The organism is Massilia sp. HP4 (assembly GCF_005222695.1).
Lineage (GTDB): Bacteria > Pseudomonadota > Gammaproteobacteria > Burkholderiales > Burkholderiaceae_D > Telluria.
This window is the reverse complement of the sequence record NZ_STGG01000057.1, coordinates 257,630-278,639: the sequence shown is the minus strand read 5'-3', so window position 1 is coordinate 278,639 and position 21,010 is coordinate 257,630. Positions and strand designations below refer to the sequence as shown.

Annotated in this window: 19 protein-coding genes; 11 read left to right on the top strand and 8 right to left on the bottom strand. The window is 62.7% G+C overall.

Annotation, left to right across the window (positions count from 1 at the left end; translation table 11 throughout):
• Positions 1-15 precede the first annotated feature (15 nt).
• Together E8M83_RS22045 and E8M83_RS22040 are read right to left on the bottom strand one after the other, a co-directional pair.
• Positions 16-1,152: a PilT/PilU family type 4a pilus ATPase gene (locus E8M83_RS22045; RefSeq protein WP_137175489.1), complete on the bottom strand. Its 1,137-nt coding sequence runs from the start codon at positions 1,150-1,152 to the stop codon at positions 16-18.
• Positions 1,153-1,160: 8 nt separating this feature from the next.
• The gene (locus E8M83_RS22040) at positions 1,161-2,204 is read right to left on the bottom strand and encodes a type IV pilus twitching motility protein PilT (protein ID WP_137175488.1); all 1,044 of its coding nucleotides are present in this window, start codon (positions 2,202-2,204) and stop codon (positions 1,161-1,163) included.
• Between the two features lie 78 nt (positions 2,205-2,282).
• Between E8M83_RS22040 and E8M83_RS22035 the strand changes: the two genes are divergently transcribed.
• Both E8M83_RS22035 and proC read left to right on the top strand, forming a co-directional pair.
• Positions 2,283-2,984 carry a YggS family pyridoxal phosphate-dependent enzyme gene (locus tag E8M83_RS22035; protein WP_137175487.1) on the top strand — a complete coding sequence of 234 codons (702 nt, stop codon included), beginning with the start codon at positions 2,283-2,285 and terminating at the stop codon, positions 2,982-2,984.
• 22 nt (positions 2,985-3,006) lie between these two features.
• On the top strand, positions 3,007-3,819 hold the full coding sequence (proC, locus tag E8M83_RS22030; RefSeq protein WP_137175486.1) for a pyrroline-5-carboxylate reductase: 813 nt from the start codon (positions 3,007-3,009) through the stop codon (positions 3,817-3,819).
• A gap of 30 nt (positions 3,820-3,849) precedes the next feature.
• On the opposite strand, the gene E8M83_RS22025 is transcribed toward proC, so the two are convergent.
• Genes E8M83_RS22025 through ubiA form a run of 4 tightly spaced genes read right to left on the bottom strand, consistent with a single transcriptional unit; the run spans position 3,850 to position 5,750 of the window.
• Positions 3,850-4,149 carry a hypothetical protein gene (locus E8M83_RS22025; RefSeq protein ID WP_137175485.1) on the bottom strand — a complete coding sequence of 100 codons (300 nt, stop codon included), beginning with the start codon at positions 4,147-4,149 and terminating at the stop codon, positions 3,850-3,852.
• On the bottom strand, positions 4,136-4,516 hold the full coding sequence (locus E8M83_RS22020; protein ID WP_137175484.1) for a phage holin family protein: 381 nt from the start codon (positions 4,514-4,516) through the stop codon (positions 4,136-4,138). Before E8M83_RS22020 ends, E8M83_RS22025 begins: the two co-directional genes overlap by 14 nt.
• Before the next feature lie 15 nt (positions 4,517-4,531).
• Complete coding sequence (locus E8M83_RS22015; RefSeq protein WP_123069197.1) at positions 4,532-4,852, bottom strand: YqjD family protein; 321 nt, start codon at positions 4,850-4,852, stop codon at positions 4,532-4,534.
• Positions 4,853-4,895: 43 nt separating this feature from the next.
• The gene (gene ubiA / locus E8M83_RS22010) at positions 4,896-5,750 is read right to left on the bottom strand and encodes a 4-hydroxybenzoate octaprenyltransferase (protein WP_137175483.1); all 855 of its coding nucleotides are present in this window, start codon (positions 5,748-5,750) and stop codon (positions 4,896-4,898) included.
• A gap of 322 nt (positions 5,751-6,072) precedes the next feature.
• Between ubiA and E8M83_RS22005 the strand changes: the two genes are divergently transcribed.
• The 5 genes from E8M83_RS22005 (at position 6,073) to E8M83_RS21985 (ending at position 12,829) form a co-directional block, all read left to right on the top strand.
• The gene (locus tag E8M83_RS22005; RefSeq protein WP_137175482.1) at positions 6,073-7,575 is read left to right on the top strand and encodes a PhoX family phosphatase; all 1,503 of its coding nucleotides are present in this window, start codon (positions 6,073-6,075) and stop codon (positions 7,573-7,575) included.
• Between the two features lie 30 nt (positions 7,576-7,605).
• Positions 7,606-8,181: a PEP-CTERM sorting domain-containing protein gene (locus tag E8M83_RS22000; protein WP_137175481.1), complete on the top strand. Its 576-nt coding sequence runs from the start codon at positions 7,606-7,608 to the stop codon at positions 8,179-8,181.
• 119 nt (positions 8,182-8,300) lie between these two features.
• The gene (locus tag E8M83_RS26595) at positions 8,301-8,915 is read left to right on the top strand and encodes a TetR/AcrR family transcriptional regulator (protein ID WP_137175480.1); all 615 of its coding nucleotides are present in this window, start codon (positions 8,301-8,303) and stop codon (positions 8,913-8,915) included.
• A gap of 13 nt (positions 8,916-8,928) precedes the next feature.
• On the top strand, positions 8,929-10,971 hold the full coding sequence (locus E8M83_RS21990; protein ID WP_137175479.1) for a prolyl oligopeptidase family protein: 2,043 nt from the start codon (positions 8,929-8,931) through the stop codon (positions 10,969-10,971).
• A 157-nt stretch (positions 10,972-11,128) separates the two neighbouring features.
• Positions 11,129-12,829: a mechanosensitive ion channel family protein gene (locus E8M83_RS21985; protein ID WP_137175478.1), complete on the top strand. Its 1,701-nt coding sequence runs from the start codon at positions 11,129-11,131 to the stop codon at positions 12,827-12,829.
• Here the strand turns inward: E8M83_RS21985 and E8M83_RS21980 are convergent.
• On the bottom strand, positions 12,807-13,754 hold the full coding sequence (locus E8M83_RS21980) for a hydrogen peroxide-inducible genes activator (protein ID WP_137175477.1): 948 nt from the start codon (positions 13,752-13,754) through the stop codon (positions 12,807-12,809). The two genes, E8M83_RS21985 and E8M83_RS21980, sit on opposite strands and share 23 nt — an antisense overlap.
• 151 nt (positions 13,755-13,905) lie before the next feature.
• On the opposite strand from E8M83_RS21980, the gene E8M83_RS21975 reads away from it, so the two are divergent.
• Both E8M83_RS21975 and rfaE2 read left to right on the top strand, forming a co-directional pair.
• Positions 13,906-15,093: a PilT/PilU family type 4a pilus ATPase gene (locus E8M83_RS21975; RefSeq protein WP_137175476.1), complete on the top strand. Its 1,188-nt coding sequence runs from the start codon at positions 13,906-13,908 to the stop codon at positions 15,091-15,093.
• 32 nt (positions 15,094-15,125) lie between these two features.
• A complete protein-coding gene (rfaE2, locus tag E8M83_RS21970) occupies positions 15,126-15,599 on the top strand; it encodes a D-glycero-beta-D-manno-heptose 1-phosphate adenylyltransferase (protein WP_137175475.1) in 474 nt (157 codons plus the stop codon).
• Between the two features lie 2,980 nt (positions 15,600-18,579).
• Here the strand turns inward: rfaE2 and E8M83_RS21965 are convergent.
• Positions 18,580-19,494, bottom strand: a complete 915-nt coding sequence (locus tag E8M83_RS21965) for a LysR family transcriptional regulator (protein WP_137175474.1) — start codon at positions 19,492-19,494, stop codon at positions 18,580-18,582.
• A gap of 97 nt (positions 19,495-19,591) precedes the next feature.
• Here E8M83_RS21965 and E8M83_RS21960 point away from each other — a divergent pair, with 97 nt between their 5' ends.
• Together E8M83_RS21960 and catC are read left to right on the top strand one after the other, a co-directional pair.
• Positions 19,592-20,704 carry a muconate/chloromuconate family cycloisomerase gene (locus E8M83_RS21960; RefSeq protein ID WP_137175473.1) on the top strand — a complete coding sequence of 371 codons (1,113 nt, stop codon included), beginning with the start codon at positions 19,592-19,594 and terminating at the stop codon, positions 20,702-20,704.
• 10 nt (positions 20,705-20,714) lie between these two features.
• Positions 20,715-21,005, top strand: coding sequence for a muconolactone Delta-isomerase (gene catC, locus E8M83_RS21955; protein WP_137175472.1), 291 nt, complete (start codon positions 20,715-20,717; stop codon positions 21,003-21,005).
• The last annotated feature ends 5 nt before the right edge of the window (positions 21,006-21,010 follow it).

Sequence of the window (21,010 nt, the reverse complement as noted above, 5' to 3'; positions counted from 1 at the left end):
GCCGCCAACCCTACGTTAAATCAACCCCAATTTCTCGGTCCCACTCGAAAAATCGCGATTCTTCGCGTGCTTGCTATTGAGCTTGATGTTCAGCCGCAGGTCATTCACCGAATCCGCATTGCGCAGCGCGTCTTCATACGTGATCTTGTCGGCCTCGTACAGGTCGAACAGCGCCTGGTCAAAAGTCTGCATCCCCAGCTCGCGCGACTTCTTCATGATTTCCTTGATCTCATGGACCTCGCCCTTGAAGATCAGGTCCGAGATCAGCGGAGAGTTCAGCAGGATCTCGATCGCCACCACCCGCCCCTTGGCTTCCTTCTTCGGAATCAGGCGCTGCGAGATCAGCCCTTTCAGGTTGAGCGACAGATCCATCAGTAATTGCTGGCGGCGCTCTTCGGGGAAGAAGTTGATGATGCGGTCCAGCGCCTGGTTGGCGCTGTTGGCGTGCAGGGTCGCCAGGCACAGGTGGCCGGTCTCGGCGAAGGCGATCGCGTGCTCCATCGTCTCGCGGTCGCGGATCTCGCCGATCTGGATCACGTCCGGCGCCTGGCGCAGCGAATTCTTGAGCGCCGCCTCGAAGCTGTCGGTGTCCACGCCCACTTCGCGCTGGGTGATCACGCAGTTGCGGTGCGGGTGCACGAATTCCACCGGATCCTCGACCGTGATGATGTGGCCGTAGCTGTTCTCGTTGCGGTAGCCGACCATCGCCGCCAGCGTGGTCGATTTGCCGGAACCCGTGGCGCCAACCATGATCACCAGGCCGCGCTTGGTCATCACGACGTCTTTCAAGGTGTCGGGCAGGTCGAGGTCTTCCAACTTGGGGATCGCGGTGGTGATCACGCGCAGCACCATGCCCACGCAACCCATCTGCATGAAACTCGATACGCGGAAGCGTCCCAGGTCGCCCGGCGTGATCGCGAAGTTCGCCTCGCGCGTGAGCTCGAAGCCGGCCGCCTGCTTGTCGTTCATGATCGCGCGCGCCAGGTCGGCGGTGTGGCCGGCGGTGAGCGCCTGGCTCGACACCGGCGTCATGCGGCCGTCGATCTTGATCGCCGGCGGAAAGCCCGCCGTGATGAACAGGTCCGAACCGCCCTTGCTGACCATCAGGCGCAGCAGGTCGAACATGAACTTGGATGCCTGGTCGCGTTCCATGACCGTCCTTAGCCGAGGAAGTTTTCCGGGATCTTGGCCGCGGCGCGCGCGGCGCCGGTCGAGATCACGTTGCGGCGCACCAGCTCCGTCAGGTTCTGGTCCAGCGTCTGCATGCCGGCATTGCTGCCGGTCTGGATGGCCGAGTACATCTGGGCGATCTTGGCTTCGCGGATCAGGTTGCGGATCGCCGGCGTGCCGATCATGATCTCGTGCGCCGCCACGCGGCCCGAGCCGTCCTTGGTCTTGAGCAGGGTCTGCGAGATCACGGCCTGCAGCGACTCGGACAGCATCGCGCGCACCATCTCTTTTTCTTCGGCCGGGAATACGTCGACGATACGGTCGATGGTCTTGGCCGCCGACGAGGTGTGCAGGGTGCCGAACACCAGGTGGCCCGTCTCGGCCGCCGACAGCGCCAGGCGGATCGTTTCCAGGTCGCGTAACTCGCCGACCAGGATCGCGTCCGGGTCTTCGCGCAGCGCCGAGCGCAGCGCATTATTGAACGACAGCGTGTGCGGGCCGACTTCGCGCTGGTTGATGAGGCACTTCTTGGAGTCGTGCACGAATTCGATCGGGTCCTCGATGGTGAGGATGTGGCCGTATTCGTTTTCGTTCAGGTGGTTCACCATCGCCGCCAGCGTGGTCGACTTGCCCGAGCCGGTCGGGCCGGTCACCAGCACCAGGCCGCGCGGCTTCATCGCCAGTTCGGCGAAGATCTTCGGCGCGTTCAGTTCTTCCAGCGACAGGATCTTGGATGGAATCGTGCGCAGCACGGCCGAGGCGCCGCGTTCCTGGTTGAAGGCATTGACGCGAAAGCGCGCCAGGCCAGGAATCGCGAACGAGAAGTCGCACTCGAGCACTTCTTCGTACTGTTTGCGCTGGCCGTCGTTCATGATGTCATAGATCATGCCGTGCACGTCCTTGTGCTCGAGCGGCGGCAGGTTGATGCGGCGCACGTCGCCATGCACGCGGATCATCGGCGGCAGGCCGGCCGACAGGTGCAGGTCAGAGGCCTTGTTCTTGACCGAGAAGGCGAGTAGTTCCGAAATGTCCATTTATAATCCCTGTGCCGTCGGTAGCGCGTTTGTCATCATTGGCGCGCGACTCGAAAATATTTCCTATAGAAAATCATTATGTCCATAATCGCCGCCAACTTGCAAGCTGTCGAAGCGACAATCGGAGAGGCCGTCCAGGCCGCCAGCCGTGCCAGGGGCGAGGTGCAATTGCTGGCTGTTTCCAAGACGTTTCCTGCGGAAGCGGTGCTAGAGGCAATGGCATCCGGGCAACGCGCATTCGGCGAAAATTATCTGCAGGAAGCGCTCGACAAGATCGCGAACGTCGCGCAGGCGCAACCGGGCAGCGAGATCGAATGGCATTTCATCGGCCCGATCCAGAGCAACAAGACGCGGCCGATCGCGGCCAGCTTCCACTGGGTGCACACGGTCGAGCGCCTCAAGATCGCCCAGCGCCTGTCCGAACAGCGCCCGCCCGAGCTCGGCCCCCTGAATATCTGCCTGCAGGTGAACATCAGCGGCGAGGCCAGCAAAAGCGGCGCCACCGAAGCCGAGCTGCCCGAGCTGGCGCGCGCCGTGGCGCAGCTGCCGAACCTGCGCCTGCGCGGCCTGATGGCGATTCCCGAACAGGCGAGCGACCCTGCGCAGCAGCGCGCCGCCTTCGCCCGCCTGCGCCAACTGCACGACGCCCTGCGCGCCGAGGGCCTGGCGCTCGACACCCTGTCGATGGGCATGTCGGGCGATATGGCGGCCGCCATCGCCGAAGGCGCGACCATCGTGCGCATCGGCAGCGCCATCTTCGGCGCGCGCAACTACGATTGAACCCGCTTAACCAGGAAAGCACATGAAGATCACCTTTATCGGCGGCGGCAATATGGCCGCGGCGCTCATCTCCGGCATCGTCAAGCAGGCGGGCTCCGGCGCCAACATCCACGTCGTCGACCGCAACCCGGAAGCGCTGGAGCGCCTGTCGCAGCAGTACGGCGTGCGCACCGCGACCGCGATCGACGAAGAGGTGGCCGCGAGCGAAGTCGTGGTGTTGGCGATCAAGCCGCAGCAGATGCGCGAAGTCGCGGCCGAGCTGGCGCCGCACCTGGACCGCCAGCTGGTGCTGTCGATCGCCGCCGGCATCCGTAGCGTGGACCTGGCGCGCTGGTTGAACGGCCACGAGGCCATCGTGCGCACGATGCCGAACACGCCGGCCCTGATCGGCATGGGCGTGACCGGCCTGGTGGCGCAGCCCGGTGTGAGCCAGGCCCAGCGCGCGCAGGCCGATGCGGTGATGCGCGCGGTCGGCAAGACCGTGTGGCTGGATGACGAAGCGCAGATCGATCCGGTGACGGCGGTGTCCGGCAGCGGGCCGGCCTATGTGTTCTTCTTCCTGGAAGCGATGCAGGAGGCGGCCCGGCAAATGGGCTTGAGCGAGGAACAGGGCAGGGAGCTGGCGCTGGCCACCTTCACCGGCGCGGCGCAGCTGGCGGCGCAATCGGATGAACCGGTCGAGGTGCTGCGCCAGCGCGTGACCTCGAAGGGCGGCACCACCCACGCCGCGATCAGCAGCATGGAGGCGGCCGGCGTCAAGGAAGCGATCGTCGCGGCGATGCAGGCGGCTGCGGCGCGCGGCAAGGAGCTGGGTGAGGAGTTGGGCAAGGATTGAGCGCCACGGCTGCGGCGCTCGAGCGCACGTTCAGTGGATCTCGAACTTGCGCCAGCCCAGCACCGGCAACACCTTCTGCGCCAGCTTGTAGGCCGACAAGGCGCCGGTCACAGCGGCGACCACCCACTTCGGCTTGGTCACCAAAAAGCCCAGCCCCAGGCCGGCGGCGGCCAGCAGCGAGGTCTTGTGCTGGGCCACGAAGGCGGGGGCACCGCCCAGTTCGGCCGGATGGCGCAGCAGTGCGACGTCGTGCGCCATCAGTGCGCGCTGTTCGGCGCACTGGGCGGCCAGCAGGCGGCGGCGGGCCGCCAGGGTTTCATTGCTGCTCATGGACTGGTTCTCCCTTGACGGCTTGCGCATCCTTGCGCAGTTCGGCCAGCGTGGCGGCCATGAGGGGCGGGCGGGTCACGAGGTCGCCGCGCACCTTGAAGAAGGCCAGCAGGCCAAGCAAGGCGAACAGCCCGGTCATGCCGCCGATCGCCAGCAGGCGATGCGTGTCCCAGAACAGGACCAGCACGAACAGGATCGCCAGCAACACCGCGACGACGCCGAAAAAGGCAGCCGCGACGCCCCAGGCCAGGTAGCCCAGCAGCCGATGCGTCTCTTCCTGCAGCTCGATGGCTGCCAGTTCCAACCTGGTCCGCACCATGGCGAGCAGGTTGGACGCTATCCTTCCGACGGTCGCGGAGATCGTCATCGTTGTCCTTTGGTCTTATTTACGAGCGATCAGCATGCCGATCACGACGCCGATGGCGGCGCCCAGGCCGACCGACTTCCATGGATTGTCCTTGACGTATTCGTCGGTGGCCTTGGCCGCGACCTTGGTGCGCTCGACCACGGTTTCTTCGGCGTGGATCAGGCTGGTCTTGGCCGATGCCAGGGTCTGCTCGAACTTGACCTTGGCCGCCTTCAGCTCTTCGCCGGTCAGCTGGCCGCCATTGCGCAGCCACGATTCGGCGTCATGGATCACGGTCTTCAGGTCGCTGACGAGCTGGTCGCGGGTGCCGGTCTGGGTCGGGATTTTTTCGATCATGGTGGGCCTCTTTTGGTTGTGGGTGAATGCCTTTCCGACAATATTAACCTAATGCATAGTCTAGTGCGACACCAATGAACAGTGCGGCGCCCAGCCAGTTGTTGTGGCGGAAGGCTTTGAAGCACTTCATGCGGTCGCGATCGCGGATCAGGGTGTAGTGATAGAGCGCGGTGAGGCCGGCCACGACGATGCCGCCCACGAACCACCAGCGCAGGCCCAGCGACCAGCCGCACAGCAGCAGGATCGCCAGCGAGGCGCCGTAGCACAGCATGATCGCGGCCACGTCGAAGCGGCCGAAGGTGATGGCCGAGGTGCGCATGCCGAGCTTGAGGTCGTCGTCGCGGTCGACCATGGCGTAGGCCGTGTCGTAGGCCACGGCCCAGAACACGTTCGCCACCAGCAGCCACCAGGCCACCGCCGGCACCTGGTCCTGCACCGCCGCAAAGGCCATCGGGATGCCGAAGCCGAAGGCGATGCCGAGATAGGCCTGGGGGATCGCGAAGAAGCGCTTGAAATAGGGATAGGTGCCGGCCACCACCACCGCCACCACCGACAGCTGCCTGGTCAGCGCGTTCAGTGGAAGGATCAGCAGGAACGACACGATCGCCAGCACCGCCGCCACCATCACCGCTTCCTTGCCGCTGATCTTGCCGCTGGTGAGCGGACGGTCGACGGTGCGCTTGACGTGGCGGTCGAAGTCGCGGTCGGCGTAGTCGTTGATGGCGCAGCCGGCGGAGCGCATCAGGGCGGTGCCGACGACGAAGATCGCGAGCACCTGCAGGTCGGGCACGCCGCCTGACGCCATCCACAGCGCCCACAAGGTGGGCCACAGCAGCAGCAGGATGCCGATCGGCTTGTCGGCCCGGACCAGGCGGAAATAGAGCGCCAGCTTGTTCATGGTGAATCGCGTCTTGTCAGAGAAGCACTGTTGAGCAGGAAGCAGCGATTCTAGCCCGTTTGGCTGCAAGACGGCTATGTCGCCTTGTGCATACAGGCTGCATTCCGTTTGCATGACAGGGCAGTGTATTCATCGCATGGCGAATGCATGATTGTTGTCTTTTTGTCGTCATCGATTTGACATTTTTGTTTGTTTTAATGCATCGGTCCATGCCGGGGGTGGCAGGGACCAGGCGGGCCCGTTTCCCAACGCTCCATTGGCGCCGCCAACGACACCAGACGCCGGACCACCGGCTCGATCCTACTCTTTGGAGAAACTCAGCATGAACGAACACGATATGTCGCCTTCGCGGCGCAACCTGCTCAAGGGCATGGCCGGCGCCTCCGCGCTGCCTTTCGTCGGCGCCTTTGCCGCACTGCATGCCCGCGAGGCGCTGGCCGCCAACGGCAATACCGCTCTGGTCGACAGCCCCTACGGCCCGATCGCCCCGGTCAACGACCTCGCCACCGGCCTGCCGCTGCTGCAATTGCCGCCGGGCTTCAGTTACAAGAGCTATGGCTGGCGCGGCGACACCATGAGCGACGGCCGGCCCTGCCCGGGCGGCCACGACGGCATGGGTGTGATCGTCACGCGCAAGGTCGGCCGCGCTACCGAGCAGGTGTTGGTACGCAATCATGAAATCAGCGGTAGTGCCGCTGTCAATTTCATCAATGCCTACGGCCTCTACGACACCGGCAACGTCAGCGGCAATTCGTCGAACCGTTCCTGCGGTGGCACCACCAATCTGGTGTTCCGCGACGGCGACTGGGTCAGCATGACCCCGAGCCTGGGCGGCACCCAGCAGAACTGCGCCGGCGGCATCACGCCCTGGGGCACCTGGCTGACCTGCGAAGAGATCGGTTCAGATACCGTGAGCGCCGGCGGCAAGAAGCATGGCTATGTGTTCGAGGTGACGGCCGACGTACAGCAGGTCACCGGCCAGCCGATCGTGAATATGGGCCGCTTTGCGCACGAGGCCGCCGCCGTCGATCCGACCAACAGCAATGTCTACCTGACCGAGGATTCGTCGGGCAAGTCGGGCTTCTACCGCTACATCCCCGACATCAAGACCGGCGCGCCCGGCTCGCTGGCCATTGGCGGCGTGCTCGAGATGGCCAAGGTCAAGGGTCGCAACAACGTCAACCTGGCCGTGGCCTCGGTCAACGACACCTATGAGCTGGAATGGGTGTCGATCGCCAATCCGGACGCCAACCGCGGCAACGCCACCGGCCTGAACGGCGAGACGATCAGCAGCGCCGCCGGTCCCTTCGTGCAGGGCTGGATGAAAGGCGCGCTGCGCATGAACCGCGGCGAAGGTATCTGGTATGCCCAGGGCAAGATGTATGTGATGGATACCTCGGGCGGCCACGTCAACCGCGGCACGATCTGGGAACTCGACCTGGCCAGCCAGACCCTGCGCTGCATCTATTCGAGCCCGAGCCAGCTGGTGGGCAATATGGGCGACAACCTGACGGTCAGCCCGCGCAATGCGATCCTGATCTGCGAAGACGCGTCGAGCGCCGTCACCGACCCCTTCGGCTATGGCCAGCGCCTGATGGGCCTGACCGGCGCCGGTGACGCCTATATCTTCGCCAAGAACAATATCAATCTCACGGAGGCCCAGCTGCAGGGCGCGGGCAAGCTGGCCTCGCTCGCCGGCGACCGGCGCGGCAACGAATTCGCCGGCGCCTGCTTCGACCCGACCGGCCGCTACCTGTTCGTGAACATCCAGACCCCGGGCGTGACCTTCGCGATCTCGGGTCCGTGGGCCAAGGGCCCGCTGTAAGCGCCACTTCATCCATCGAGGAATCCAACCATGAACACGCATAAATTCGTCGTCGCCGCCGCCATCGCCATGAGCGCGCTGGCCTTCTCGGGCACCGCCAGCGCCGTCATCCTGACGGGCAGCAGCAACGGCGCCAACGTCGTGACCGACTATAGCGCCGCCGGCGTAGTGTCGTTCGACCTCGACCTGCACAACTTCAGCGGCACTACGCTGAACTTCGTGCTGGAAGAAGCCGACCTGGCCGGCCCACTGAGCTTCAACGCCATCATCCGCAACCTGGTGGGGCTGTCGCTGAACCAGCTCAGCTTTAGCTTGCAGGGCATCAGCTACGCCGCGGCGGGCAGCGTGTCCTCGTTCTCGGGCGCCCAGGCCAGCCATACGAGCAACCAGGCGGTCATCAAGTTCGCCAACGGTGAGACGGCCGATATCCTGTTCGGCAATCCGAACGGGGACGGTGGCCGCAGCGACTGGCTGCTCGACACCAGCGGCCTGTCGGCGGGCGACACCTTCTCGATCGTGGCCCAGGTGCCGGAACCGTCGACGGTGGCCATGGTGCTGCCGCTGCTGGCAGGCCTGCTGCTGGCGCGCCGCCGCAAGCGCGACTGAGTCTTCCTGCAATCGACCCGAAGCCGGCGCAAGCCGGCTTTTTAGTTCTTGCCGCGTGTTTGACATGACTGTCACTTAGTGACATAGTAAACGTCACTTAGTGACAAGGGCTCGACATCATGGGTATCCCGCCAGACGAAGCGAGACTCGACGTATCCCGCCACGCGGCCAGGCTGTTCGTGGAACGCGGTGTCGCGGCCACCAGCGGCGACGATATCGCCGCGGCGGCGAAGCTGTCCAAGCGCACGGTGTGGCGCTACTTCCGCAACAAGGAAAGCTGCGTCGAGCCGCTGTTCGATGCCACCTCGCTGCGCTTCATCGCGCTGCTGCGCAACTGGCCGCGCGCTACCTCGATCGAGGACTGGCTGCAGGCCAGCCTGGGGGACGAAGAGCGTTCGCAACAAGACCTGGCCGACGACGTGCTGGCCGTGCGCCTGCTCGCCATGCTGCCGGACGAGCCGGACCTGCGCTGCGCCTGGTTGATGTCGGCGCAGCGCGCCGAGGATGCGCTGCGTGGCATCGTGGCCGAGCGCCTGGAACGCTCGCCGAAGGATGTCGAGGTGCGGCTCTGCGCGGCGACCGTCATGGCCGCGATCCGCGTGGTCGACGAAACCATCAGCATCGCCGCCGTGCGGGACCGCCAGGCCTTCACCATCCAGGACGTGATCGACCGCCTGGCCCGCGCCATCCGCGTGGCCAGCACCCTGCCGATCGGCGATCCGGTCATCCGCTGAAAGGAAAACCGATATGACACCAGCCGTCTATCCCGCCACCCGTCGCGTCGACGTCGTCGAGACCATGTTCGGCCACCAGGTCGCCGACCCCTATCGCTGGCTGGAAGCCGACGCGCGCAGCGACAGCGAAGTCGCGGACTGGGTCGCGGCCCAGAACGCCGTGACGAACGCCTGCCTGGCGAGCCTGCCGGGCCGCGACGTGTTCCGCACGCGCTTGAAGGCGCTGCAGGATCACGAAAAATTCACCATCCCGCGCGAGCGGGGTGGACGCTATTTCTACACCCGCAACCCGGGCCTGGAAAACCAGGCCACGCTGCTGGTGCGCAACAGCGTCGACGGCCCTGACCGGGTGCTGATCGACCCCAACACCTGGTCCGAGCATGGCACCGTGGCCCTGGCCGAATGGGAGCCGTCCCGGGACGGCGCGTTGCTCGCCTACGCCGTGCAGCAAGACGGCGCCGACTGGCGCACCATCAGGGTCGTCGACGTCGCCACCGGCACGGTCCGCGACGACGCGCTTTCCTGGGCCCGGTTCACGACCATCGCCTGGGCCGCCGATGGATCGGGCTTCTTCTATACGCGCTACCCCGAAGGGGCGGGCGACGCCGCGCTGGCCAACCACGCGGTCTATTTCCACGTACTGGGCACGCCGCAAGAAGACGACCGGCTGCTGTATGCCACGCCGCACCGGCCCGAGCTGCTGCACTTCATCGAGGTGACCAGTAGCGGACGTTACGCCCTGATCACGTCCACGCCCGGCATCCAGGCCAACAACCTGGTCGTGATCGATCTCCATGACGCGCGCTGGGAGGCGCGCACCGTGGTCGATCATTTCGATGCCGAATGGTCGCCGGTCGGCGACACCGGCAACACCTTGTACCTGCTCACCAGCGACCGCGCCGAGCGGCGCCGGATCGCGACGCTCGACCTGGCCGACCCGGGGGCGACGCCGCGCGAACTGGTCCCTGAAGACAGCGCCGTACTGGGTGACGCGCGCCTGGTCGGCGGCCGCCTGATCGGCACCTACCTGGTCGACGTGAAAAGCCAGTTGCGGCGCTTTACGCTCGACGGCAAGCCGGATGGCGTGGTCCCGCTGCCGGGCATCGGCAGCGCGGGCGGCTTCCAGGGACATGCCGGCAGCAACGAAGCCTTCTTCGTGTTCACCAGCTTCAATGCGCCGACCACGATCCACTGCTACGACGTGGCCGCGAACGCGTCCACCGTATGGGCCGCGCCAACCGTGGATGCGGACCTGGAACGCATCGTGGTCGAGCAGCGCTTCTATCTGTCGCAGGACGGCACGCGGGTGCCGATGTTCCTCATCCGGCGCAGCGACGTCACCGGCCCGGCGCCCACCCTGCTGCACGGCTACGGCGCCTTCGGCATCAGCATGATTTCGTACTACGAACCGAGCCTGCTGGCCTGGATCGAGCAGGGCGGCATCGTGGCGATCGCGAACATCCGCGGCGGCGGCGAGTACGGCAAGGCCTGGCACGCAGCCGCGCAGCGGGACCGGAAACAGGCGAGCTACGACGACTTCGTCGCCGCCGCCGAGTACCTGCATGCGCAGCGCATCGTGACCGAAAACGGCCTGGCCGTGCACGGCGAATCCGGCGGCGGCCTGCTGGTGGGCGTGGTCGTCAACCAGAGGCCGGACCTGTTCGCGGCCGCCTTGCCCGGCGTCGGCGTGATGGACATGCTGCGCTTCGACCGTTTCACGGGCGGGCGCCTGTGGATGGGGGAGTTTGGCGACCCGGCCATCGAAGCGCAATTCCAGCAGCTGCTCGCCTATTCGCCCTACCACAATGTGGCTGCCGGCAAGGCTTATCCGGCCATCCTGGTCACCACCGCCGATACCGACGAGCGGGTCGTGCCGGCCCACAGCTTCAAGTACATCGCGGCGCTCCAGCACATTGACGCCGGACCGCGTCCGCAACTGGCGCGCATCGAGACCCAGGCCGGCCACGGCGCCGGCAAGCCAACCACCAAGGCCATCGCGGAGATGACCGACAAATGGGCGTTTGCCGCCCATTGGACGGGGTTGGCGGTGAAATAAGCGTAGAAGCGGAATGTGGAAGCCGGGCAATAGTGCGAGGGGCGGCCTCGGCCGGATGCTAGACTGACCGAAAGCGGACATGGGATGTCCGTTTTCATTTTGAGCCATCATCATTTCCGCATCAGCCAGATGCCCAGTCAGAGGAGTCGACTTGCTTATGCGTTTTCACTTCCGTTTTCTATTGCTGCTGTTGATTGCCCTGGCGGCGCCACTGTCCCCTCACGCCTTCGCCGCTGGCCAGGCCGAGGAAGCGGCGCCCGCCGAGGAAGTCATTCCCGATCCGCTCAAGCGCGAGACGCCGCGCTCGATGGTGTCGGGCCTGATCTCCGCCCTGGCCGAACCCGATTACGATCGCGCCGCCCAATACCTTGACGTGCCCGCCGTGAGCAACCGCCAGCGCACCAACGCCATCTCCCAGGCGCGCAACTTCCACGCGCTGCTGGATAACGGCGGCTCGCTGTCCCCGTTCGTCGCGCTGTCGAACGACGCGATCGGCAGGATCGATGACGACCTGCCAACCGAGCAGGAAAATGTCGGCGTCCTGACCATCCAGGACAAGAAGGTGCCGATCCTGCTGGTGCGCGGCCAGGACGGCGACCACCAGGTCTGGCGTGTGTCGCGCGAGACGATCGACCAGGTCGCTCAGGCGGCCCGCCAGGAGCCGGTGGTGCAGGAGCCCGACAAGAATGAGTTCGTCGTCGCCGGCGCGCCGCTCAAGGACTGGGCGATGCTGGTCGGGCTCGGCGTGCTGCTGTTTGGCGGGCTGTGGATGGTGGCGGCCCTGATCGTCGCCGCCATGCGCAGGCTGGTGCCCGACGCGGGCGCCAACGGCCTGGTGCGCTTCATGGAAGCGGCGCTGCCGCCGGCCAGCCTCCTGATCGCGGTCGGCCTGTTCTACAATTGGGCCGAAGAGCTGCCGGTGTCGATCGTCGCGCGCACGACCCTGCTGCGCTATACCGACATCGTTTCCGTCATTGCGCTGGTCTGGTTCGGCCTGCGGCTGATCGACGCGCTCGCCGAGCTGGCCACCGCGCGCATGCAGCGCAGCCAGCGGCGCCAGGTGGTGGCGGTCATCACGCTGGCGCGCCGCGCCGCCAAGGTCCTGCTGCTGATCTTCTCGGGCATCGCCATCCTCGGCACCTTCGGCATCGACGTCACCACCGGAATCGCGGCGCTGGGTATCGGTGGTATCGCGCTGGCGCTGGGCGCCCAGAAGACGGTGGAAAACCTGGTGGGCAGCGTCACCGTGATCGCCGACAAGCCGCTGCAGGTGGGCGACTTCATCAAGGTCGGCGACGTGGTCGGCACGGTGGAAGACGTGGGCATCCGCTCGACCCGTATCCGCACCGGCGAACGCACCGTCGTCACCATCCCCAACGGCGACCTGTCGGCGCGCCAGATCGAGAACTTCGCGGCGCGCGACCGCTTCCTGTTCAACCCGTCCTTCGTGGTCGAGCCGGAAACCTCGTCGGCCAAGCTGAAGGAGGCGATCGAGATCGTGCGCCAGGTGCTGACCGAAGAGAAAAACCTGGCCGAAGGACACCGCGCAAGGTTGGGCGCCATCAGTGACCGGGGCTTCAGCATCGACGTCTGGTCGTACATCAACGTGAGCGAATTCGACACCCAGGTCATCATCCGCGAAAGCCTGCTGCTGACGGTCTACGAACGGCTCGAAGCGGCCGGTGTCAGCCTGGCCTTCCCGACCCGGAAAATCCTGTTCTCGCCCGGGCAGCTGGCCGCGGCGAAGGAGGCCCTGGCCGGAGCGGACGAGCGCAAGGAGCGCAAGGAGGGCGATGGGACGCAGGACGAGGCCGGCCTGGTCCTGCTCGACAAGCCTACGCCGCCGCCTCCAGCGTGACCATCTCGACGCCCGGCAGCTGGCACTCGCCCACCGCCCGCACCACCGCCTCGATCGCGGCGCGGCGGGTGAAGCTCTTGCGCCAGGCGATCACCACGCGGCGCGAGGGCGCCGGTGGCAAGAAGGGCACATAGCTCAGCAGGCCGTTGGGGTCGCGCATATCGGCCACCGACGCGCGCGGCAGCACCGTCAGGCCGATGCCGCTGGCGACCATGTGTCGGATGGTCTCGAGCGACGAGCCTTCGAAGGTACGCTGCATGCCGTTGCCCGCCATCGGCGCCGAGAAGCGCGCCATTTCCGGACACACTTCGAGCACCTGGTCACGGAAGCAGTGGCCGGCGCCCAGCAGCAGCATGGTCTCGCTTTTCAGGTCTTCGGCCGAGATCTCCTTGCGGCCCGCCCAGGGATGGTTGCGCGGCATGGCCACGACAAAGGGCTCGTCGTACAGCGGCTGCACCGACATGCCGTGATCGGGCAGCGGCAGCGCCATGATGGCGGCGTCCAGTTCGCCCTGGCGCAGCAGTTCCAGCAGTTTGTGCGTGTAGTTCTCTTGCAGCACCAGCGGCATCTGCGGCACGGTGTCGATCAGGTTCTTGACCAGCGGCGGCAGCAGGTAGGGCCCGATGGTATAGATCACGCCCAGGCGCAGCGGGCCGGCCAGCGGATCCTTGTTCTGCTTGGCCAGCTCCTTGATGGCGGCCGTCTGTTCGAGCACGCGCTCGGCCTGGGCCACGATCTGGGCGCCCAGCGGTGTCACCGAGACTTCGGAGCCGCCGCGCTCGAACAGGGTCACACCCAGCTCGTCCTCGAGCTTCTTGATGGCGACGGACAGGGTAGGCTGGGCCACGAAGCAGGCCTCGGCGGCATGGCCGAAGTGTTTGGCGCGCGCAACGGCGACAATGTATTTCAGCTCGGTCAGTGTCATGTTATGTGTCTCGGGTAGGCACGCGAGGTCGCGCCCGGACGGCGGACCGGGGCGGCAAACCCGTTTTGGCCATGAAATAATAGTTTAACGAGAATCATAGTCGATATAATTGCTTCGGAGGCTACAAGCCTGCATTTTTTGAAAGGCCCGCATGTCTTCGACGTTCGGCCCGGCGGAAGCCCAGGCCTATATCCACAAGCTCCTGACGGTGATGCACCATCAGGGCGGCTCCGATCTCTTCATCTCGGCGGACTTTCCGCCAAGCATCAAGCACCAAGGGGCGATGAAGCCGCTCAGCCAGCAGCGCCTGTCGGGCGAAGTCACGCGCGCGCTGGCGCTGTCGATCATGAACGAGCGCCAGCGCGCCGAGTTCGAGACCGAGATGGAGTGCAATTTCGCAATCTCGCTGCCGGGCGTGTGCCGCTTTCGCGTCAATGTCTATGTGCAGCAGCAGAGCGTGGGCATGGTGGTGCGCACGATCGCCTCCGAGATTCCCAACTTTGAAAAGCTCGACCTGCCCGAGGTACTGAAGGATGTCGTGATGACCAAGCGCGGCCTGGTGCTGGTGGTGGGCGGCACCGGTTCCGGCAAGTCGACCACGCTGGCGGCGATGATCGACTACCGCAACAGCAATTCGGCCGGCCATATCATCACGGTGGAAGATCCGGTGGAGTACGTCCACAAGAACAAGCAGTCGCTGGTCACTCACCGTGAAGTCGGCGTCGACACGCTGTCGTGGCATCACGCGCTGAAGAACACGCTGCGCCAGGCGCCGGACGTGATCCTGATCGGCGAGATTCGCGATACCGAGACCATGGAACACGCGATCGCCTTCGCCGAGACCGGTCACCTGTGCCTGGGCACGCTGCATGCGAACAATGCCAACCAGACAATGGACCGGATCATCAACTTCTTCCCGGAAGAGCGGCGGAATCAGCTGTTGATGGATCTGTCGTCGAACCTGCGCGCTATCGTGTCGCAGCGCCTGGTGCGCACCGAGGATGGCAAGGGCCGCAAGGCGGCCATCGAGATCCTGCTGAACACGCCGACCATCGGCGAGATGATCCTCAAGGGGAACTTCCAGAACATCAAGGAGATCATGCACAAGTCGCGCGAGCTCGGCATGTGCACCTTCGACCAGGCCTTGTTCGAGCTGTATAACAAGGGCTTGATCAGCTACGACGAGGCGATCCGCAATGCCGATTCGGCCAACGGCCTGCGCCTGCAGATCAAGTTGTCGGGCGAGCGGCGCGAGCCGGGCGCCGGCGCCGCGGTTCGGCCGGCCGAGCTGTCGATGGCGATCGAGGAAGAGCCTGACGAAGAACCTCCGAAACACTGACTGTTGCTTTATTAAACGCTTATTCCATATTCATGCCTGCATTTGAAAACAAGATTTGCACGCGCGCCGACCTGGCTGCGCGTATCGCCGCACTGCCGAAACCGGTCGTGCTGACCAATGGGGTGTTTGACATTCTGCATCGGGGGCACGTGACTTATCTGGCGCAGGCGCGCGAGCTTGGGGCGTCGCTTGTCGTGGCGGCGAATACTGATGCATCGGTCAAGCGGCTCGGTAAAGGGGATGACCGTCCGCATAACACATTGGCTGACCGCATGGCGGTATTGGCGGCGCTGGAATCGGTGAGCCTTGTGGTCGAGTTCGACGAGGATACGGCGCTGGAAGTGGTGCAGGAAGGACGGCCCGATATCTATGCCAAGGGTGGCGATTATGTGATGGACCAGATTCCGGAAGGGCAGGCGGTGCTGGCCTATGGGGGTAGGGCGGTGGCGATCGATTTCGAGCATGACCGGTCGACGACCAAGCTGGTGGCGCGGATAAGGGGTTGAGAACGCCTGACAAAGTTTCCTAATTGTCTGAACGTAACATCTGACGACACGGCGCTGTGCCCACCTTGAGCAATCGGCTAATAGTGGCCGCTGTCAATGTGAGCAGGGGATTGATGCATAATCGGTAGCTAAAGTTGCTGCGTGGCGGGTGAATTAGGCGCAGAATTATGATTGCCACTCTGGGCTCATCATCGCCACTTGTTCCGACCGGGTGCCGAAGCAATTCCCGGTGACCCCTATGTCAGCGTTATTTTGAGACTAGCGAATCTGCACTAAAGGCTACGCATCCGTAGGTAAAATGCAACCAAGATGCCCAATCCTTTTGTTCGCATGTGAAACGGAAATGGCAGCGTTGGCTATAAATAATTTTCCTTTTTTACTCGTTTAAGCCCCTCAACATCAAGGGTCATGCCCAGCCTTATTTAATATTAACTATGGAACCATACCTTACGCGAGAGGGTGAGAGCCTAGCTCTTTATGGGTTACCCGACGTCGTAAAAATAATTGGCTTAGAAGGGCCATTGGCTCGTCAACTAGCGGACCTTACATTGCACCAAGCCGACCTTCACTTCGCGGATGATTGTTTGGATGCGATCAATCTTGTGCCCGCTGATCCACCCACAATTCGAGAAGGCCTGTGGCGGTCGGCGATAGTTCATGTGATGAAGTGTTTTGGTAGCTCAGCTTCGCGCTCGTCACTACCTGAAAAGAAAATCTTGAAAGGCCATCCGCCAGAGGCGACGATGGCGTTTGAATACTTCAAGAACCTTCGCCACAAATTCATTGTTCATGACGAAAACGCTTGGTCACAGGCACTTCCATGCGCTGGAATCAATGATGGCACCAAGGACCAGAAGGTAGAAGGCATAATTTGCCTTGGGCTGATAGGCCAAACGCTAGAGCAACCCAACTACGCTAACCTAAAACTCCTAATCCGAACATCGCTGATGTGGACAGGTTCACAATTCGATTTGATTAGATCACAGATTAAGATCAATCTTGAAAAGTCTTCATACGAAGATTTAATTCAAAGAGATTCACCTACCTACCGAGCACCGGAATGGCATGAGGTAGCTACCAAAAGGAAATCGCTATAGAGCTAGCATGTCCACATCGTACGACGATTAAGGCTCGCTTCTGATGGGAGGCAGACGTTGATAGAAAAAATTGGCAGCCAGTCTGGCCCTTCCGGCGAGCACAAAATAGAATGGGGAACTAACCGATGATCGAAGAGTTTTTTCGAGTACATCTGCATGCACCGTTAAGAAATGCTAGGTGGTCATGGGGAGCGGTACGGAAAATAGACGGAGCAGTGTTTCTTCGCGTGTGGCAAGACGAGAAAATTAAATGTGAAAACTCGTGGTGCATGAGGCTAACTGCACGCAGGTTTTTTGCTGATAAAGAGGATAATCTCGGCTGGCAGGAACGCCAGGAACACGTGAAGCTGGTCCAGGGGGCGCTCCTACCTACATGGTCATGTGCGAGGCGGTAGACCCCATAGCCCCTGTGCGAGCAATTCTCAGTTTTGACAACCATGACATTTTCGTCGGCGGAAAAATTGTCGAGTACGCAGGCGACCTCTGGTTGGAGATAAAATCTCGCATAAGCGCCCGCTAAAATATATTGGACATATCAAGTGATATGATACGATTTTGCTGCATGGATTTCTGAAATTTTCTGGTCCGGGTCGTCACCCATTATACTTGCCTATAGTGCGCTCGACGCGGGGCCAGGTATTGGAGTATAGACTTTTTTCAATCGGCTAAAAAAGCGACAGTGCCCCGTGGCTGCGACTCAGCCAGAGAATCGTAAAGCACATACCGAGTATCTAAGCTTGAATTTTTCTAAACTGATAATTATTGTGGGTGCTTTCGTCATGTCAAGCGTCCTCGCGATTGAGGCACCGGCAGGGGAAAAAGAACTAACGTGTCACGGCAATATCGAGACCTTTGACAAAAGGATTATTCGGTCTGGCGTGAGCTATATGGTCGTGTATAACACCTCGGGCGACGTGTCAACGGTCCGCTTCGCTGGCCGTGAATTCGAAGCTAAGGCTGAGACAGGGAAATCGTGGAAAGGTTTTTGGCTTAAAAGAATGGACAACAAGGTGTATTTCTCGTTCTTGCCAGATGATGGGGGGACGATAAAATTCCAGTTCGAAGAGAATCTTTGGTTTTCAGGAAACTGCCTTCAGCAAGACAGGTAAAACAGGCCTGATATTGATTAAGAGTTCACTATTGGTGTTATTATTTTTAATTATCTGATTAGGGAAAATGAAAGTTCGGTTGATCTTGGTAATGTTGCTGCCAATAGTAGGATGTTCTGATAGTGACGTCGACATTGCAAGCGCCAAAGACACGACACCTGTCCGATACGTCATTTGTGGCACTGCGGAGTCAAATTGCTTTGTTAGTGCAAGGTTCAAAGACATGGACGGATGCGAGAGGCACAAGGCATGGTCAGAAATGCTCTGTGATAGTCGATCACACCCAAGCGTGATGGTCTGCAAAAAAGACTCTGGCATCGCGATCGCAACATCCCACTGCACTCTATAAGATAGATAATGGTTAAGAATGTCGTTATCGGTGTGCGGCCTAGCATTCGGGGTGCTGGGCTACGGGCTTATCCAAGTTAGAGCCAGCACCATGCACTACAAAGTTGACCGCGCCAACTTCAAAACGTCTGCTCCTTGCTTCCGCTCTCCCGGGGCCAGTTCGGATACCAACCGGTTTTTTGGCGGCACCGTCTGCCCTAAGAGCGCTTTCTTTCGTTCTGCTCTGTACTGTCTCACACGAGGTCTCTCGCCAGTCCCCGGTATAATGTACTCATTAGGCGACTTGACAACTGTTCTGACAGCCGGGCATGGGTGGCGACTAGGCATCCACTAGGCGTTCATTTCGCTTGCCTATTCACCCATCTGTTGGCGATATGTCAACGGTTTTCTCAGACGCTCTGAGCCCGTAATACGAACCTCCAGGCGTTACAACCGCTGCTTAGTATGGGGAATCGCCATCTCCCCATAAATCTCATAAATCACCTCGAGCATATTCGTCAGCTCCGGCGACCGATCCATCTGCCGCACGCTGAACATGATCGGCGACACCGCACCCGGCTCATCCAGCGCCTTGTACACCACATCGGTCCTGATCATCCCCTGCAGACTCTTGGGCACGATCGCCACCCCCTGTCCGGCGCCCACCAGGCCGATTGCAATCTGGAGTTCCCTCACCTCGATCACTTTTTGCGGCAGCAACATGCGCTCGCGAAAAATCGCCAGCACCTGATCGGCATAGCTGGGACGCGGCTGCTTCGGATACACGAGCAGGGCCTCCTGGCTGACGTCCGCCAACCTGACTGGGCCGTCCACCTCTGCGAGACGATGCCCGACCGGCAGCGCCACGATCAGCGGTTCCTCGCGCAACAGGATGCGCCGGATGGCGTGATCCTCGGTCCGCAGGCGGCCAAAGCCGACATCGATCCGGCCATCCTTCAACGCCTCGATCTGCTCGATCGTGGCCAGTTCATGAAAGCTGATGTCCAGCGTCTGGTAGCGCGCGCGAAAGCGCCGCACGATCTCGGGCAACAGGCCATACAGCGTCGAGGCGACGAACCCGATCGCGAACTTGCGGTCGATCTTGCCGACGCGCTGCGTCATCGCCTTCAGGTTGGCAGCCTGCTCCAGCAATTCCTGCGCATGCGCATGAAAGAACTTGCCGGCCTCGGTCAGGCGCACCGGGCGCGATCCCTTTTCGATCAGCACCACGCCCAGTTCTTCTTCCAGTTGCTGGATCTGGCGGCTCAACGGCGGCTGCGCGATGTTCAAGCGCTCGGCGGCGCGCGTGAAATTCCGTTCGTCGGCCACAGCGACGAAGTAGCGTAGATGACGCAACTCCATGATACCTCCAGGGTATTGAAATCATACTAAATCGGTGTTGGACCACCATGTTTTATAAGGATATCGTATTCGCACATACCTAATATACGAATCGAATATGATCCGCGAAATCGAAACAAGCCTGGTCGACGTCCCCACCATCCGCCCCCACAAGCTGTCGGTAGCGACGATGCACACGCAGACCCTGGTGCTGGTCCGCATCCGCTGCGACGACGGCATCGAGGGCTGGGGCGAAGCCACCACCATCGGCGGCCTGAACTACGGCGAAGAAAGCCCGGACAGCATCAAGGCCAATCTCGACCGCCATATCGCGCCGCTGCTGGTGGGCATGGATGCCAACAGCCCGGCGCGCGCCATGGCGCGGCTGCGCAAGACCATCCAGGGCAACCGCTTCGCCAAGTGCGCGATCGAGACCGCGCTGCTCGACGCGCAGGGACAGCGCCTGGGCGTGCCGGTCAGCGAACTGCTCGGCGGCCGGGTGCGCGACGCGCTGCCGGTGGCCTGGACCCTGGCCAGCGGCGACACCGCCAAGGACATCGCCGAGGCCGAGCACATGCTCGACATCCGGCGCCACCGCATCTTCAAGCTCAAGATCGGCGCGCGCGGCATCAAGGAAGACGTGGACCACGTGCTGGCGATCAAGCGGGCGCTGGGCGAGCGCGCCAGCGTGCGGGTCGACGTCAACCAGGCCTGGTCCGAACTGGAGGCGGTGCGCGGCATCGCCGCGCTCGAAGCGGGCGGCATCGACCTGATCGAGCAGCCGGTACGCGCCGACAACCGCGCCGCGCTGCGCCGCCTTGCGGCCCGCTTCGACGTGGCGGTGATGGCCGACGAAGCCCTGCACGGGCCGGTGGATGCCTTCAATATCGCCCGCACCGACGGCGCCGACGTCTACGCGGTCAAGATCGCCCAGAGCGGCGGCCTGTTCCCCGCCCAGCAGGTCGCCAGCGTGGCCCAGCTGGCCGGCATCGGCCTGTACGGCGGCACCATGCTCGAAGGCGGCGTCGGCACCGCCGCCACCGCCCACCTGTGCGCGACCTGGACCGACCTGTCCTGGGACACCGAACTGTTCGGCCCCTTGCTGCTCACCGAAGAGCTGCTGCAGGAACCGCTGCGCTACCAGGATTTCACATTGCAGGTGCCGACCGGCCCTGGCCTGGGCGTGCGCATCGATACCGAGAAACTGCACTACCTGCGCCGCAAGTCATAAGGAGATTCCCATGCTGTTCCACGTCACCATGGAAGTGAAGCTTCCCACCACGATGCCGGCCCCGGAGGCCGACAAGCTCAAGGCCGACGAAAAAATCCTGGCCAGCCGCCTGCAAGAGCAGGGCACATGGCGCCACCTGTGGCGCGTGGCCGGCCAGTACGCCAACGTCAGCATTTTCGACGTGGCCGACAACGACGAACTGCACGCGCTCTTGATGTCGCTGCCGCTGTTCCCCTACATGCAGATCGCCGTGACCCCGCTGTGCCGCCACCCATCCTCGATCCGCGCCGACGACCGTTGAGCGCC